This window comes from Pontibaca salina (genome assembly GCF_016307205.1).
In the GTDB taxonomy this organism is placed as follows: Bacteria; Pseudomonadota; Alphaproteobacteria; order Rhodobacterales; family Rhodobacteraceae; genus Pontibaca; species Pontibaca salina.
In genome coordinates this window covers 74,216-90,009 of record NZ_JAEIJD010000006.1, presented here as the reverse complement: position 1 = coordinate 90,009, position 15,794 = coordinate 74,216, and the positions used below count along the sequence as shown (strand labels likewise).

Annotated in this window: 17 protein-coding genes and 1 riboswitch; of the genes, 5 read left to right on the top strand and 12 right to left on the bottom strand. The window is 59.3% G+C overall.

Annotated features, from left to right (window positions below; translation table 11 throughout):
* Window positions 1-85 precede the first annotated feature (85 nt).
* Window positions 86-916, bottom strand: a complete 831-nt coding sequence (locus JAO82_RS09030; RefSeq protein ID WP_198686055.1) for a lysophospholipid acyltransferase family protein — start codon at window positions 914-916, stop codon at window positions 86-88.
* A complete protein-coding gene (locus tag JAO82_RS09025) occupies window positions 913-1,677 on the bottom strand; it encodes a GNAT family N-acetyltransferase (protein WP_408635526.1) in 765 nt (254 codons plus the stop codon). Before JAO82_RS09025 ends, JAO82_RS09030 begins: the two co-directional genes overlap by 4 nt.
* A gap of 281 nt (window positions 1,678-1,958) precedes the next feature.
* On the opposite strand from JAO82_RS09025, the gene JAO82_RS09020 reads away from it, so the two are divergent.
* Window positions 1,959-2,549: a histidine phosphotransferase family protein gene (locus JAO82_RS09020; protein ID WP_198686053.1), complete on the top strand. Its 591-nt coding sequence runs from the start codon at window positions 1,959-1,961 to the stop codon at window positions 2,547-2,549.
* 9 nt (window positions 2,550-2,558) lie between these two features.
* On the opposite strand, the gene JAO82_RS09015 is transcribed toward JAO82_RS09020, so the two are convergent.
* From JAO82_RS09015 to JAO82_RS08985, 7 genes are all read right to left on the bottom strand, one after another.
* Window positions 2,559-3,824: a glutamate-5-semialdehyde dehydrogenase gene (locus JAO82_RS09015; protein ID WP_198686052.1), complete on the bottom strand. Its 1,266-nt coding sequence runs from the start codon at window positions 3,822-3,824 to the stop codon at window positions 2,559-2,561.
* A gap of 81 nt (window positions 3,825-3,905) precedes the next feature.
* On the bottom strand, window positions 3,906-5,012 hold the full coding sequence (gene proB, locus JAO82_RS09010; protein WP_198686051.1) for a glutamate 5-kinase: 1,107 nt from the start codon (window positions 5,010-5,012) through the stop codon (window positions 3,906-3,908).
* Complete coding sequence (gene obgE, locus JAO82_RS09005) at window positions 5,000-6,034, bottom strand: GTPase ObgE (RefSeq protein ID WP_198686050.1); 1,035 nt, start codon at window positions 6,032-6,034, stop codon at window positions 5,000-5,002. The genes proB and obgE overlap by 13 nt, the downstream gene beginning before the upstream one ends.
* A gap of 34 nt (window positions 6,035-6,068) precedes the next feature.
* A complete protein-coding gene (locus JAO82_RS09000; RefSeq protein ID WP_198686049.1) occupies window positions 6,069-6,605 on the bottom strand; it encodes a GNAT family N-acetyltransferase in 537 nt (178 codons plus the stop codon).
* Between the two features lie 175 nt (window positions 6,606-6,780).
* Window positions 6,781-7,050 carry a 50S ribosomal protein L27 gene (rpmA, locus tag JAO82_RS08995; RefSeq protein ID WP_198686048.1) on the bottom strand — a complete coding sequence of 90 codons (270 nt, stop codon included), beginning with the start codon at window positions 7,048-7,050 and terminating at the stop codon, window positions 6,781-6,783.
* Between the two features lie 11 nt (window positions 7,051-7,061).
* On the bottom strand, window positions 7,062-7,694 hold the full coding sequence (locus JAO82_RS08990; protein ID WP_198686047.1) for a 50S ribosomal protein L21: 633 nt from the start codon (window positions 7,692-7,694) through the stop codon (window positions 7,062-7,064).
* A gap of 199 nt (window positions 7,695-7,893) precedes the next feature.
* Window positions 7,894-8,766, bottom strand: coding sequence for a DUF2059 domain-containing protein (locus tag JAO82_RS08985; protein ID WP_198686046.1), 873 nt, complete (start codon window positions 8,764-8,766; stop codon window positions 7,894-7,896).
* A 184-nt stretch (window positions 8,767-8,950) separates the two neighbouring features.
* Here JAO82_RS08985 and JAO82_RS08980 point away from each other — a divergent pair, with 184 nt between their 5' ends.
* Both JAO82_RS08980 and JAO82_RS08975 read left to right on the top strand, forming a co-directional pair.
* The gene (locus JAO82_RS08980; protein WP_198686045.1) at window positions 8,951-9,328 is read left to right on the top strand and encodes a hypothetical protein; all 378 of its coding nucleotides are present in this window, start codon (window positions 8,951-8,953) and stop codon (window positions 9,326-9,328) included.
* Window positions 9,329-9,371: 43 nt separating this feature from the next.
* The gene (locus tag JAO82_RS08975) at window positions 9,372-9,890 is read left to right on the top strand and encodes a DsrE family protein (RefSeq protein WP_198686044.1); all 519 of its coding nucleotides are present in this window, start codon (window positions 9,372-9,374) and stop codon (window positions 9,888-9,890) included.
* A gap of 520 nt (window positions 9,891-10,410) precedes the next feature.
* On the opposite strand, the gene JAO82_RS08970 is transcribed toward JAO82_RS08975, so the two are convergent.
* From JAO82_RS08970 to JAO82_RS08960, 3 genes are read right to left on the bottom strand one after another with little or no spacing between them, the layout of a single operon-like run.
* Window positions 10,411-11,040, bottom strand: coding sequence for a class I SAM-dependent methyltransferase (locus JAO82_RS08970; RefSeq protein ID WP_198686043.1), 630 nt, complete (start codon window positions 11,038-11,040; stop codon window positions 10,411-10,413).
* 1 nt (window position 11,041) lies between these two features.
* Entirely contained in the window at window positions 11,042-11,803 is a 762-nt protein-coding gene (pssA, locus tag JAO82_RS08965) for a CDP-diacylglycerol--serine O-phosphatidyltransferase (RefSeq protein WP_198686042.1), read from the bottom strand.
* A complete protein-coding gene (locus JAO82_RS08960) occupies window positions 11,800-12,486 on the bottom strand; it encodes a phosphatidylserine decarboxylase (protein ID WP_198686041.1) in 687 nt (228 codons plus the stop codon). Before JAO82_RS08960 ends, pssA begins: the two co-directional genes overlap by 4 nt.
* 574 nt (window positions 12,487-13,060) lie before the next feature.
* A riboswitch (TPP riboswitch) is annotated at window positions 13,061-13,190 on the top strand.
* A gap of 132 nt (window positions 13,191-13,322) precedes the next feature.
* Here JAO82_RS08960 and thiC point away from each other — a divergent pair.
* Window positions 13,323-15,110, top strand: coding sequence for a phosphomethylpyrimidine synthase ThiC (thiC, locus tag JAO82_RS08955; protein ID WP_198686040.1), 1,788 nt, complete (start codon window positions 13,323-13,325; stop codon window positions 15,108-15,110).
* A 26-nt stretch (window positions 15,111-15,136) separates the two neighbouring features.
* Window positions 15,137-15,751, top strand: coding sequence for a thiamine phosphate synthase (locus JAO82_RS08950; protein WP_232897313.1), 615 nt, complete (start codon window positions 15,137-15,139; stop codon window positions 15,749-15,751).
* The last annotated feature ends 43 nt before the right edge of the window (window positions 15,752-15,794 follow it).

Sequence of the window (15,794 nt, the reverse complement as noted above, 5' to 3'; positions counted from 1 at the left end):
TGTCCCATTGGCCCAACCCCACCTGCGGGTTTACTCCCGCGCACATATGCCACGACAGTAACAGACGCAAGGGGCAGCGCCCGATTTACTGCGCCTCTAATGCGGCGCGGTGCCCCGCTCGCACAACAGTCTCGGCGCGAGCGGCAAGCGCCTTGCGACCCGAAAAATCCGCAACGGCCAAGGCGGGGTGATAAATCACCTCAACCCGCCCCTGTCGCCCCGTAGCCATGATTTTCAGCAAATGCGGTGCGAACCCCATATCGCCCCACCACCCGTAGAACCGGGACGTTTCTCCCTGTGGGGAATGGTAGATTACGCTAACCGGCTGGATATGAATTTTCGCGTCGCTGGGTTGGGCGAAAAACGCCTGAAAAAGCGTTGTTTTAAATGGTAAAACCTGTAACCCGTCAGTTGACGTCCCCTCGGGAAAAAACAGCAGCTTATGCCCGGCGGCAAGGCGTGCCTCGAACAAGGCGGTTTGTTGGCGCGCCTGTCGCGGATTGCGGTCGATAAAAACCGTGCCGGTGGCGCGGGCAAGCCAGCCGATCAGCGGCCAGCGCGCCACCTCGGATTTTGAAACAAAGTAAATGCGCCCGGTTGCGTTCAGCGCAAAGATATCCAGCCATGACGAGTGATTGGCAACCACCGCCCCGTGGTGGTTCATCAACTTTCCTTGCGTCGCGAACCTTATACCGAGAATTCGAAACGCGTTGCGGCAGACGGCCTGCGTGATGAACGGTGTTATCGGACGGTACAGCCCAAATAGAGGCCGTTCGAGCAGCCGCAGCAGCAGCAATGCCACCAACCCGCCAAAGACGAGCGCCGCCAGAAGGGCGCCGCGCAATGCGATCAGCAGCCAGCCTCCTGCCGCGATCCGAACCTGATCGGGCGCATGTTCATTCCAAGCATTGCTCACCGGCTTTTCGCGTCCGAATAAATCCGCGACCGGCGCGGGTTGAGCCGGGTGGTGTCCAGAATCAGACAGATGTCGGTCGTATTAAACGCCCGATCGATCCAGGCCCCCTGCCCGACGACCCCACCCAGGCGGAGATAGGCTTTGATCAAGGCGGGCATCGCCAGCATCGCCGCGCGCCGGTCCAGCGCTTCGACTGGCAGGCGGTCCATTGCGGCAAAGTGATCCGCGCGGGCCCGCACGCGCAGATCCGGCGGTGCCAGATGATTGTGATGCAAAGCCGACAGGGGCTGTGCCAATTTGTCGACATCGGTGCCATGAAAGCTGGCGACACCGAATAGAATTTCAATACGGTGCTGAGCGATATATTCGGCCAAGGCAGCCCAGAGATGATACATCGCCGCGCCACCCCGGTAATCACGATGCAGGCACGATCGGCCCAATTCAAGCATGCGCCGCCCGCTGGCTTTCAACATGCTGAGATCATATTCATCCTCAGAATAAAATTGACCCGCCGCACGCGCCTGATCCTCGCGCATCAATCGATAAACCCCAACCACCTGTCCGGTGTCGGTATCGCTGAGCAAAAGATGCTCGAAAAACGGATCGAACCGGTCCCGTTCCAGCCCGGCTTCGTGATCCACCAACGCGCCCCCCCCGCCAAGTTCGCGCACGAAAACGTCATAGCGCAATGCCTGTGCGGCGCGCAGATCTGCCTCGGTTTCGGCAAACTTGGTGCTAAAGGCGGGACGTGCATCAGTGATGGCGTGTCGAGACATCGAAATCTCCGTGTTTTGCGGCTGATACCGCAAAGCATCAAGCCGAGGCAACGGAGTCCTGCCCTATTAACCCTTCATCAACCTGTTTCAGATCAAGATCTGGGGCCAAGGCCGAGATGCCCAGCAATGACCGTATGTGATCTGGAACAGTCCTGTTTGGAGCCATGACGCCTACCGGTTTGGGAATTCCGGACTGGCAGATCGGGATTCTGGGTGAAAGAATGCGTTGACGGCGCCCATCGCGCGGATCCAACCGGAGACATGACATGTTTGACGCCCCCGGCAAACTTGCTGAATTGATCGGCTCGCGTATCTGTCACGATCTGATCAGCCCGATCGGGGCGATCAGCAACGGGCTGGAATTGCTGGAATTGACAGGCGCTTCGAACGGTCCCGAAATGGACTTGATTGCCGATAGTACTTCCAATGCCAGCGCACGCCTGCGGTTTTTTCGCATTGCGTTTGGCCCAGCAGATCATCAAAAAATCGGACGCAATGAAATTGTTTCAGTGCTGGACGACATCACGAAAGGCACCCGGCTTGCGGTGCACTATGTCCCGATTGAACCCCAACCGCGATCTTTCGTGCGGCTGGCGTTTCTGGCCATGCAATGTTGCGAAACTGCCATGCCTTTGGGCGGGTCGGTGCGTATCGAGGCGGAGAACGGCCACTGGAGCATCAGCGGTACGGCAGAGAAAATGAATCTTGACCCCACCCTTTGGGGCCATCTGAAGGGCGGTCAGGCCGCGGTGACAGCGGCGCAGGTGCAATTCGCCCTTTTGCCGCTGCATGCCACCGACATGAACCGCGCCCTCAGCGTGGAAACGCGGGAGAACGGGGTTTCGCTGCACTTCTAAGCGAAGGTATCACCCCCGCACACTCCCATTGCCCCGCACCAGATATTTAAAACTGGTCAGTTGCTCGGTGCCAACCGGACCGCGCGCATGTAGTTTTCCGGTGGCGATCCCGATCTCGGCCCCCATCCCGAATTCGCCGCCATCGGCAAACTGGGTCGAAGCGTTATGCATCAGAATTGCGCTGTCGAGCCGTTCAAAGAAATGCGCGGCTGCACTGGCGTCTTCGGTCACGATACAATCGGTGTGCCCTGAGCCATAGCGCCGGATATGGGCGATAGCCTCGTCAATATCGTCGACAGGGCGTGCCGCAAGAATACTGTCAAGATACTCGCGCCCCCAATCGTCATCACCCGCAGCGACCGTTCCGGCAATCGCATCAAGTGGCGGCGTCACACGCAGTTCAACCCCGGCTGCAATCAGCGCGGAAATCACATCGGCCCCAATGCTTGCGGCAATATCGCGGTGCACTAGCAAACACTCGGCCGCACCGCAAATGCCGGTGCGCCGGGTCTTCGCGTTCATCACCACATCCAACGCCTTAACGGGATCGGCAGACTTATCCAGATATATATGCACGATGCCTTCGAGATGGGCAAAGACCGGTACTCGCGCCTCGCGTTGCACCAGACCGACCAACCCTTTGCCACCGCGCGGCACGATCACATCGATATGTTCAGTCATGCCCAGCATTTCGGACACGGCGGCACGGTCGCGCGTCGGCACCAGTTGAATCGCATCTTCGGGCAGATCGGCCGCACGCAAACCTTGCAGCAGGCAGGCATGGATCGCGCGGGCCGAATGCAGGCTCTCGGACCCGCCGCGCAAGATCACAGCATTGCCGGCTTTCAGGCACAGCGCCCCGGCATCAGCCGTTACATTGGGACGGCTTTCATAGATCACGCCGATGACCCCAAGAGGCGTGCGGACCCGCTGGATGTTCAGACCCGAGGGCATATCCCATTCGGCGATCACCGCACCCACCAGATCAGGCTGGGCGGCCACGCTGCGCAGACTGTCCACGACCCCTTGCAGGCGGTCTTCGTCCAGCATCAGCCGGTCGATCATTGCCCCGCTCAGACCCTTGTCGTGCGCATATTCCAAGTCGAGCGCATTGGCCGCGATGATATCGGCACGGCTGTCCCATACCGCATCGGCGGCAGCGGTCAGCGCAATTTGCTTGGACTCGGCGCTGGCAAAGGCAAGCGTCCGGGACGCATCGCGCGCGCGCGCTCCAATGTCGGCCATGAGGGCGGGAATGTTGTCGGTATCTTTCATGTGCTTTCGCCCCTTGTTACAGTTGCGGCAGAGATTTTCACGCCTCCGGCGAGGATATTTTCGGCAAGAAGAAACATGGGCTCACAGCGCCATGTCATCGCGATGGATCAACACCGCCCGGCCAGGATAGCCCAAGATGGATTCGATTTCATCGCTTTTGCACCCTTTGATCGTTTCCGCCTCGGCAGCGGTATAGCGTGCCAGCCCCTGCCCCAGCTTGTGGCCCGCGAAATCGAGAATCGCAACCGGATCGCCACGCCCGAACCGGCCCTGCACCGCGGTGATACCTGCAGGCAGCAGGCTCTTGCCATTGGCAAGCGCCACCCCCGCACCGGAATCGATGGTAATTTCCCCGCGCGTTTTCATCGCAGAGATCCAGCGTTTGCGGGCGGTTTGCGGGTCTACCTGCGCAAGGAACCATGTTGCCCGTGCATTTTCTGCCAGCCTTCGCAATGGGTTGTCGGGTGACCCTTCGGTGATCGCCATGGCGCAGCCCGCCGCGATCGCCATGCGCGCGGCCATCAGCTTGGTCTTCATTCCGCCCTTTGACAGGCCCGAGCCGGCATCCCCGGCCATGGCCTCGATCTCGGGGGTGATTTCGCTGATCACGTCAAAATGCTGGGCATCGGCGTCGCGATGCGGATTGGCGGAATATAAGCCATCGACATCCGACAGCAAAATCAATTGATCGGCCCCGACAGTTACCGCCACCTGCGCGGCTAAACGGTCATTGTCACCATAGCGGATTTCATCGGTGGCAACGGTGTCGTTTTCATTCACGATAGGCACAGCGCCCAGTGACAGAAGTGTCTCCATCGTGGCACGGCTATTGAGATAGCGCCGCCGGTTACTGCTGTCTTCAAGTGTGACGAGGATCTGTGCGGTGGTGATACCGTGGGGGGCCAGCACCTCCTCATAGGCGCGCGCAAGGCGGATCTGGCCCACCGCAGCCGCCGCCTGAGATTGTTCCAACGGCAAGTCGCTCCCCATCAGGTCCAGCACCCGCCTTCCCAGCGCGATCGACCCCGAAGACACCAGGACCACATCCTTGCCCTGAGACTTCAACCAGGCGACGTCTTGGGCGAGGGAATGCAGCCAGCGCACGCGCAACTCGCCGGTGTCACGGTCCACCAGCAGGGCTGAGCCGATCTTGACGACCACGCGGCGTGCATCGGTCAGGGCCGCCACGGATCTGTCTCCTGAACAGGTGCATGGCGCAAGCGCTCCTCTTCAATGTGCCCACGCAAACTGCGCAACACGTCGGTTACACCATTGCGGCTGACGCCAGACATGGACAACACGGGGCCATTGCTGGCCTGTTCCAGTTCTGCCCGCGCGGCTTCATGTTCGTCCTCATCCAGCGCGTCGATCTTGTTGAGCACGGTGATGCGCGGTTTGTCGGCCAACGCGCCGCCATAGGCGGTCAGCTCGTTGATGATGGTGCGGTAATCATCAGCTATGGTTTCCGAAGTTCCATCAACCAGATGCAGCAACACCGCACAGCGCTCCACATGGCCCAAGAAGCGCACGCCAATGCCGCGCCCCTCATGGGCACCCTCGATCAGGCCGGGTATATCGGCGACGACGAATTCAGCGTTATCCACGCCGACCACGCCCAGATTGGGGTGCAGCGTGGTAAACGGGTAATCAGCAATCTTAGGGCGGGCATTGGACGTGGCCGCCAGAAAGGTTGATTTGCCCGCATTGGGAAGACCCAGCAGCCCGACATCCGCGATCAGTTTCAGACGCAACCAAAGCGTCCGCTCGACCCCGTCCTGCCCCGGATTGGCGCGCCGCGGCGCCTGGTTGGTCGAGGATTTGAAGTGCAGGTTCCCGAAGCCGCCATTGCCGCCTCTGGCCAACATCACCCGTTGGCCCACCTCGGTCATGTCTGCGATAACGGTTTCTTCGTCTTCGTCCAATATCTCGGTGCCCACCGGCACGCGCAGCACGATGTCATCGCCATCTCTACCGGTGCGCTGGCGGCCCATGCCGGGCTGGCCATTCTTGGCAAAGAAATGCTGCTGATAGCGAAAATCGATCAGCGTGTTCAACCCTTCGACCGTCTCGGCCCAGACAGCGCCGCCGGTGCCGCCATCCCCGCCGTCAGGGCCACCGAACTCGATATACTTCTCGCGCCTGAAGCTGACAGCGCCGCTGCCCCCGCTCCCCGAGCGGATGTGGACCTTTGCGAGATCGAGAAATTTCATCGTTTTTTCCTAGATTTGGTACCGCGGGCCCGGATCATAGCTTTCGACTGTATGTCCAAGTAGGTACGGTGGTGTCGCGCGCCAGACAATAGCTCTCGGCGTCACCCAGGTACTCGAACCCGCAATGGATCAGCACCCGGGCCGAGGCCGGGTTGTCCTGAAAAACGGAAGCAAACATCGTCGCACTGCCCAGCGGATTGGCATTGACCAGCGCCTCGACAGCATCTGTGGCAAGCCCGGTGTTCCAATAAATTGGCGCCACCCAAAAGCCGACCTCGGACTGGTTTCGATCCAGCTTCGCCAGCGAAATGACTCCCATCACTTCGCCACCACCGGACTTGGTGCCGTCCATCGCCCAGATATCGCTGCTGCGGTTTGCTGACATCGCGCGGGTAACAAAAGCCTCGGTCGTGCCAGGCGGCAACGGATGCGGGATCGACGTGGTCATCCGCGCAAGGCGTTCGTCGCTTGTGTAATGTTCGATGAGCCCCATATCGGCGCGGCGCAGAGGACGCAGATCAAAGCGCTCGGTTTCAACAATTGGCTGGGTGCCGATTGAATCCAATTTCATGTTACAATTTCCTCCCGCGAACTCATACAGAACATCAGATATGTTTGCCTGCGCCGGTCTGCAATGCGGCCCAGCACCCCGAGGGCGCGATCAGGGGCTTACGTGCCGGGCAGCCAAAATGAAAAAGACCGGCGGAATCGCCGGTCCCTCTCAACGTCACTTAAACGGGAACGGCTTACTCGGCGGCTTCTGCCGCGGGCAATACCGAAATGAAGGTACGACCCTTCAGACCCTTGTGAAAGGATACCGCGCCCTCACGGGTCGCAAAGATTGTGTGGTCACGGCCAATGCCGACACCCTGCCCGGGCCAGAACTTGGTCCCGCGCTGCCGCACGATGATATTGCCCGGAATGACGGATTCACCGCCATAGAGTTTCACACCGAGCCGACGACCAGCAGAATCGCGACCGTTGCGGGTGGAACCGCCGCCTTTTTTCGTTGCCATGGTTCTTCTCCTTAACCTTTCGCCAGCTCTTTGGCCTGCTCGACCCAGCCTTCACGCTCGATCCGGCCCTTGAACGACAGTTTTTCGTTCATCGCGGCGACGTCCGCGTCTGTCCATCCGGCGATCTGCGCGAAACTTGTCACGCCAGCATCATGCAGTTTTTGCTCTAGGACGGGGCCAACGCCAGACAGCTTCTTGAGATCATCGCCACCGGCGTCATCGGCCTTCTTTGGCGCAGCTTTGGCCGCTTTTGCGGGTGCCGCATCCGATGTTGCCGCGGCAGCAACCGAGCCCGCCCCAATGGCGGCCTTGACACCGGACTTGCCCGCACCCGAAGCGAGAATGTCCGTGACCTTGACAAGTGTCAGGCTTTGGCGGTGCCCCTTGGTGCGCTTGCTACCGTGTTTGCGGCGGCGCTTGACGAAATGGATCAGCTTTTCGCCCTTGATCTGATCGATCACTTCGGCCTGCACGGCTGCATCCGCAACTGTCGGCGCGCCGACCACGGCGTTGTCACCGCCCAGCATCAGAATTTCGTTGAATTGAACTGTTTCGCCAGCATCGGCAGCCAATTTTTCCACTCGGAGCACATCGCCCGACTGAACCTTGTACTGCTTGCCGCCGGTCTTGAGAACCGCGAACATGCGTGTATTCCTTTTCCATCGCGTCCTGTGGTCCCCGTATTAACGGGTGTTTACGGCCAACGACCTACCTCGAACAGCGCGCCCGTTTGGCTATAGGGCAATATTATAACGATAGCCGACACGCTGACACGGGCCGGAATGTCGCGCTTATGGCTGTGACCTGCACCAGAGTCAACCGCTTTGCACGGCCTCTGCTAACTCAGATATCGTGCTCTTCCTGCAGACCCGCCATGCGCATTGCCAGTTCCTCAAAGCGGTTCGCCATGATCTCAAACTGAACAGCGTTTAGCAACTCGTAGACCATTTGCATATCGGGCTGTTCCAACGCCTCGGCGTAGGTCCTCAGCTCCCCGTCACTGAATTGCCGATAGGTCCACGCGGCCCCGGCCAGCGCTGATCGTTGCAACGCGCGGCGCATTTCGCGCTCTTGGCCCCTGAGCAGGTCCCGCAGTTCTGCGGCGCTTAGCGGCATGTCGATAATCCCGGCCGCACTCGCCGCGAGAAGAAACCTCAGCTGGATCTCCTGCAAGGCCCGCAGGCTGCTGTCCGAACTGCCGACGGCGAGATTCATCCGTCTGAGGATCCCCAGCCGCGCCGCCCCTTTGCGCACCAGATCCGAAATGATGCGCCGCCCCTCGGCCTCGTTGGCGACGCTGTCTTCGGCCATATGGGCAATATTCTCGGCCGCAACCAAGCGCTGCCCGAGATCGGTCGCGTAAAACGCTGCGGCGTGGTTCAGGGGCCCTTCTTCAAGCGCAACCTCTAAAATATCCAGCGCCATTTCATGCATTACATCGGTGTCGAAAACTTGACCTGCGATGCGGCTCCAGTCAGCGCCAAAGGCACTATCATCCAAGCCAAGCATCCCTGGCGCACTGCCTGCTGACAAGGCGATGGAATCAAGCGCCACGTCGAAACCAGTAATGTTCAGAAATGCCTCGACCCTGCTTCGCTCCGCTGCGCGCAAGGGTGACACCGCAGCGGCGAGGACAAAAAGCCAAGCCAATGCCACGACACCGATGAATCGGACTGAGAGCCGCGTATACGCTGGCAGATGCTTTGAATGCTGCATGGGGTGAATGGTAATACTACAGCTCAAACAGGCAACCGAAAAGCGTGCGGGAAAATCGCCTTTACCGCCTCCGGGGTCTATGCTCTCGCTCGCATGATGGCGACAGGAGGGCTCGGCCCTGCTGCTCGGTCACCTGAAGCACTGGCTCTGGTCGCGCGGCCTACCGGAGACCGATATACTGGCCATGCTGGTGAAATCGCAGGAAGCCATTGATAGGAAACCTATTCCCAAGCGGCGCTTACTCCACAACGCTGAAAACCCACATCGTCAGCCCAGCGTGAACTACCTGTTTCACTGCAAGAAAACACTCGGGGGTTTCAGGCCATCGGGGCGAGTCGGCAGCAGTATTTTTTGCTTTCACCCTTTTTTGCTGAAAAATAAAAAACGCGGTGCGTTTTTAAGAATTTTTCCTCTTTTTCTACGCTTTCACAGAACAAAGAGCCAAGTTTTTCGGCAATTACCTACAGCCACTCATGCCGAATTGGCGAAAATTCGGGCCGGTGGCCTCAAAATGGGGCCAGAAGCCGACCCGCCGATTAATTCCGTTGACTTTACTGATTGATCTTACTTAGCATGCTCGAAGTCCAACAAAAGAGGTAACCTCGATGAAGTTTTCTGCCCGCCTTCCCGCTTTAGCCGCCGCTTTTCTAGTCGCGCAATCTCTCGCTAGCTTTGCCGACGAAGGAATGACACCATACGGCACAGCCAAGGTGGACATGCATGAATACCCGGAGATCAACCAGGTGTTCGATGTCAACTACGAGGACCCGAATGGGCTGGTCACTCTCGCTGCATTTGTTAAGAACACTCGGAAGGTCGTTCCCGGAAAAACAGTAGTTGTCAGCCACGGCCCGGAACTGCGTGCCTTCGCCAAGCAGAATTACGATAAATATTATGGCCTTATGGACATGATGGCCGAGCTTGCCGACCAAGGCGTGGAATTCCGCATGTGCTCGAATGCGGTTCGAGCCGCCGGCTATAAACCCGAAGACATGCATGGCTTTGTTACCGTCGTTCCGGCCGGCTTCGCCGAAGTTGTCCTGCTGCAGTCCGAAGGGTATGAATACATTAACCCAATTCCGCTGCCGGTTGGTGGCCTTCGCGAACTTGAGGAAGCTAACTGATCAAACCGGCTCAATTAGCCGTATTTTGAATGGGCGGGGTGTAAAAAAGGCGAACGCCAGGACGACACCCCGTCCGAAAATTAAAACGCGATTTCCTACGCGATGCTTTTTTATTCTTCCGGTATGAGAAGATGGATCACGCCAGGATATTTTGGCGCCCGCGTTAGGAATTCTCGTGATAATGCTGCGCTTTGCACCATTGGGCAGTGAACGTACCCCCCCCAAAAAAAACCGACCAGATTACGTAGCTGCGCATCTTGCTGGAACTGCCTGTTCACAGCCTCCCGATTTAACTCATGTGGCACTCAGCCCCTCATCCCCGAGTTACTTAGCGATGCCATGATTGCGCCCTGCGTTATCATCGGGGCCAAGCCATTGCTTAAATTTTAGGCACCCCCAGCTCGGCCCAATCAGGCAAGGGGTTCCGAGCCCTTATCCACAGAACCATCCCCGGTTTATGGGGATGAATAGGATCGATCGGGTGCTCTGTTGATGCTGCACCGCGCACGTGGCGCAAAGTTTAAGCCGATGCTGCGCTGGATTTTTTCAAGGCGAGAAAAGTCATCATTCCGAGCGGGGGCAAGATCCGGCGCTCTGTGCAGGCAAGGCATTTTTCCTGTAACACTGTGGCCTCTTCAAAGTCCGAATGCCAGCCCAAGACATTGGCAAAGGGCGCAAAGCTGCGCTCAAGGATCGCAAGAGCACCTTTCGTGCGCTTGAAATGGTTGACGATCACGACCTCGCCGCCTGGCTTGCAGACGCGGGCGATCTCGGCCATCACCTTCTCGGGCTCCGGCACGACCGACAGGACATGCATCGCCGCAATAGTGTCGAAATGGTCATCCGGAAAGTCGAGGCTCCGCGCATCCATCTGCCTGAGCGCCGTCACGTGATCCAGCCCCAGTTCCGCGACCTTGTCTTGTGCCTTGTCCAGCATGTCGCGGCTGAAATCGATGCCGGTAACCTGCAATTCGGGCCGGTAATGCCGCAGCGAAAGGCCGGTGCCGACCCCAACCTCCAGCACGGTGCCCGAACGCTGGTTGATATGGGCCACCGCGTTCCGCCGCGCGCCATCGGTGATTGCTCCGAACGTCCTGTCGTATATGGGCGCCCAGCGGGCATAAGAGGTCTCGACCGCCTTGCTTTCCACTTCACGTCTCCTTGTCGGTTGAGAGTTTCGATTTTGCGACCAGCGCCCAGACCACTGCCAGAATGTACCCCAGACACAGGATGACCAACGTGACCCAGGCAAAGGTGAGCACCGCAGCGCCGATGAATGCGAAGCCGACCAGAAATGCCTTCACGTTGTGGCGCGAGACCGTTGTTGTCTTGAACGACCAGGTCGGAATCCGGCTAATCAGCAGCAGGCCAATAACCACCATGTAGAGGCAGATCGCGACCGGATTGAGGATCGGCGCGCCGACAAAGGCGAAAGACAGGAACATCGGAAACAGCACCAGCATGGCCCCCGCCGGGGCGGGCACCCCTACGAAATAGGCACTGTCGGCGTTGGTGGTCTCGGATTTGGTGCTGACGTTGAAGCGGGCCAATCGCAATGCGCAGCATACCGCAAAGACCAGAACGCAGATCCATCCGCCGCTCTTGAGATCCTGCAGTGCCCAGAAATAGATCAGCAGCGGTGGCGCCGCGCCGAAATTGAGAAAGTCGGCAAGGGAATCCAGCTCGGCCCCCAGTTTGCTGTCGCATGACAGCGCCCGTGCCAGCCGACCGTCAAGCGCATCCAGTATGCAGGCCGCAAGGATCAGCCGCGCAGCAAGGGAATAATCCCCTTCTATGCCGAACCGGATCGCCGACAAGCCGGCACAGATCGCGGTGATCGTGATCATGTTGGGCAAGAGCTGCAACAGCGGCACCTCGGAGACGATCCGGTCTCGGGGCGGCTGTCCGCTCATGTAACCGTTCCGCTTTGCGCGGGCAGGTCAAATTCGGCGATCACGGTCTCGCCCGCGACCATCGTCTGGCCAACGGCCACCTTCGGCTCTACGCCGTCGGGAAGGTAGACATCCAGCCGGGAGCCGAACCGGATCAGGCCGAACCGTTCTCCGGCCGAGATTGCATCGCCAGGGTCCGCAAAGCATACGATCCGGCGCGCAACGAGACCGGCAATCTGCACCACCGCTAGATCCGGCCCGGCATGCGAGCGGATGCGCAAGCTGTTGCGTTCGTTATCGGCACTGGCCTTGTCCAGCGAGGCATTGAAGAATTTGCCCGGCCGATAGGCGATATGGGTGATCGTGCCGCCGGTGGGTGCGCGATTCACGTGACAATTGAACACGTTCATGAAAATGCTCACCCGGGTCAGCGCGGCGTCAGGCATCCCTAGCTCGGCCGGCGGCACTGCCGGCTCGATCAGCGACACGACACCATCCGCTGGGCTGATAACCAGCCCTTCGCCGGTGGGGGGTACCCGCTCGGGATCGCGGAAGAAATAATAGCACCAGATCGTCAGGCCGACGCCGATCCAGCCGGTCACCGGCGACAGCAAAAAAAGGAAAACGGTGATCACAGCGAATATCGCGACAAACCGGATCCCTTCCCGGTGCATCGGCTTGACGAAGGTACGGAGCATATTCATTGCAGCGCAACCGATGGGCGGTGACAGGCCTGGGGCGCAGTCCGGTATGGCGCAGCATCACCGCCTCCCCCTCTCGGCCCGAAAGGGACCTGTGGCTCAATCTTCACGATAGCACTCCTCATCACTCCACCGGGCCGGAATACGAGAACCCCACGGCTGGGGCAAGACAAGCTGGGTCCGGCAAGGCCACAAATCTTTCGCTAACCTAACGACGGTATGCCCCTAACGGCCGGTCAGCGAAAACCGGGGGAGTTTATGCGCGAGCAACAGGAGCTATATTCTCAATTCGATGCAACCGATGCTTAATTAACGACAGCACCAGACTGCCTGCCCAAGAAGGAGTGGGACTGCGGCGCTCTCAAACTAAAATTCGTGCCTTTGTGGGCGAGTCGCAAGCGCGAGTTGGCGATAATGGGCTGGAGATATGGACCATCCGGACGCTTACAGACGCTGCAGGTCTTCCACGGGCCGCGCAAAACCACAGTCACGCAATCAACGCCAAGTCGTTGTAACAAAACACCAATTAACGATTTCCTGCAGGCGCTTGACCTCTTCTGCCTCTCATCCCATAGTGGCATCACGTCAGGGGAGTCCCGCCTAGGGGACTGAGATGCCGACAGGAAGTGCCAATGGCACGACCGGTGAAGCGACCCTTTGAACCTGACCCAGTTGATACTGGCGTAGGAAGACCGAGAGGCTTTTACCGTAACCGGCAGCAATGCGCGGGCGGTCCTTTCGGGCCGCTTTTGGCCCATTGCGCGCGCCGCGTTGCCGGGTCGAAACGGCCCCTTTCTGCCAAATGTTTCACTTGGGTCTCATCGGCAAAGGAGACCGAAATGAAAGATACGATTCCCACCATCACCACCGGTGCACTGCCCGCGTCGCGCAAAGTATATGTGGCCGGTGCCACCCACGAGATCCGCGTCCCCATGCGCGAAATCACGGTATCGGATGAGGCACCGCTCACCGTCTATGACCCGTCCGGGCCTTATACGGATCCCGCTGTCGAGATCGATATTGCCAAGGGTTTGCCAGAAGTGCGTGGTGGATGGCTTCAGGCGCGCGGCGACATTGAGGAGTATACCGGGCGCGCCGTCACAGATGCGGATAACGGCTTTGCCACCGGCGCCCGACTGACGCCGGCCTTCCCCGCGCAGCGCCAACCATTGCGCGCCGTAGGTGATCGCGCGGTGACCCAGCTTGCCTATGCCAAGGCTGGGATCGTGACGCCCGAAATGGAATTCGTGGCGATCCGCGAGAACGAGGGCCGCACCAAGGCTTATCGCCGCGACGGTGAGGCCTTTGGCGCCGAATTGCCCGATCTTGTCACGCCCGAGTTCGTCCGGCAGGAGATCGCCGCCGGCCGCGCCATCATCCCGGCCAATATCAACCACCGCGAATTGGAGCCGATGATCATCGGGCGCAACTTCAAGGTAAAGATCAACGCCAATATCGGCAATTCCGCCGTGACCTCTTCAATGGAGGAAGAGGTGGACAAGATGGTCTGGGCGATCCGCTGGGGCGCGGATACGGTGATGGACCTCTCGACCGGGCGCAACATCCATAACATCCGCGACTGGATCTTGCGCAACGCGCCGGTGCCGATTGGCACGGTGCCGCTTTATCAGGCGCTGGAAAAGGTCGGCGGCATCGCCGAGGATCTGAGCTGGGAGATTTTCCGCGACACCTTGATCGAACAGGCTGAGCAGGGCGTGGATTATTTCACCGTCCATGCCGGGGTGCGGCTGCACATGATCCCGATGACGGTCGAGCGGGTTACCGGCATCGTGTCACGGGGCGGCTCGATCATGGCGAAATGGTGCCTGCATCATCACCGCGAGAGCTTCCTCTACGAACATTTTGAGGAAATCTGCGATATCTGCCGACGCTACGATGTGTCGTTCTCGCTCGGAGATGGTCTGCGCCCCGGTTCGATCGCGGATGCCAATGACGAGGCGCAATTCGCCGAGCTGCACACGTTGGGCGAGTTGACGAAAATCGCTTGGGCCAAGGATTGTCAGGTGATGATCGAGGGGCCGGGCCATGTGCCGATGCACAAGATCAAGGCCAATATGGACGAGCAGCTAAAACATTGCCACGAGGCGCCGTTTTACACGCTTGGACCGCTGACCACCGATATCGCGCCGGGCTATGATCACATCACTTCGGCGATCGGTGCGGCGATGATCGGATGGTTTGGCACGGCGATGCTGTGTTATGTCACGCCAAAGGAACATCTGGGCCTGCCCGACCGCGATGACGTCAAGACCGGCGTGATTACCTACAAACTCGCCGCCCATGCCGCCGATCTGGCCAAAGGCCACCCCGGCGCGCAATTGCGCGACGACGCCCTGTCACGGGCCCGGTTCGAATTCCGCTGGGAAGACCAGTTCAACCTTGGCCTCGATCCGGATACGGCGCGCGCCATGCACGATGAGACGATGCCGAAAGAGGCCCATAAGGTGGCGCATTTCTGTTCCATGTGCGGGCCGAAATTCTGCTCGATGCGGATTTCGCACGACATCCGTGCAGAGGCCGCGAAACGGGACGGCATGGAGCGCATGGCGGCGAAATTCCGCAAGGGCGGAGAACTTTATGTGCCGGCAGCGGAGGCAGATAGGTGATCTCCGAACGCTTGCCTATAGGTGGAATGGATCGAGCAATGCTCGATCCGTTCTATCTCGTCGTCGACCATGTGGGGCGGCTTGAATTGCTCGTCCCGCATGGCGTGAAACTTGTACAGTTGCGGATCACGGATCAACCAGAGTCCGAAATAAGACGCCAGATCGCACGCGCGCGCGACATCTGCGCCGTGCATAGGGCACAATTGGTGGTCCATGAGCATTGGGAAATTGCGCTCGATCTCAATTGTTCCTTTGTCAATTTGCAGCAGAAAGACGTGCCCACCACCGATTTCGCCGCCTTGCGGCGTGCCGGGATGCGGTTCGGACTGTCGGCCAGTAACGAAGCCGAACTGGCGCAGGCGCTGCGGCATAATCCAGCCTATGTCGCGCTTGGGCCTGTATACTCCATGCATCTGACAGGGATCGGATCGGGGCCGCAAGGGCTCGGTCGGGTGCGCCGCTGGAAGACCGCGGCCAGCAATGTGCCGCTCGTAGCGTTCGGTGGCGTGACGCCCGAGCGCCTTCCCGGGCTCTTTGCGGCAGGGGTCAATAGCGCCGCAATCGGAACGGACATCCAGCAAGCCGAGGATCCGGAAGCGCGTTGTGCCGAGTGGATTGCCGCCACCCGAGACTATGGGTGAAGCGAGGCTGCGCTTAGCTCATTCGACAACAAGGCCCGAGAGG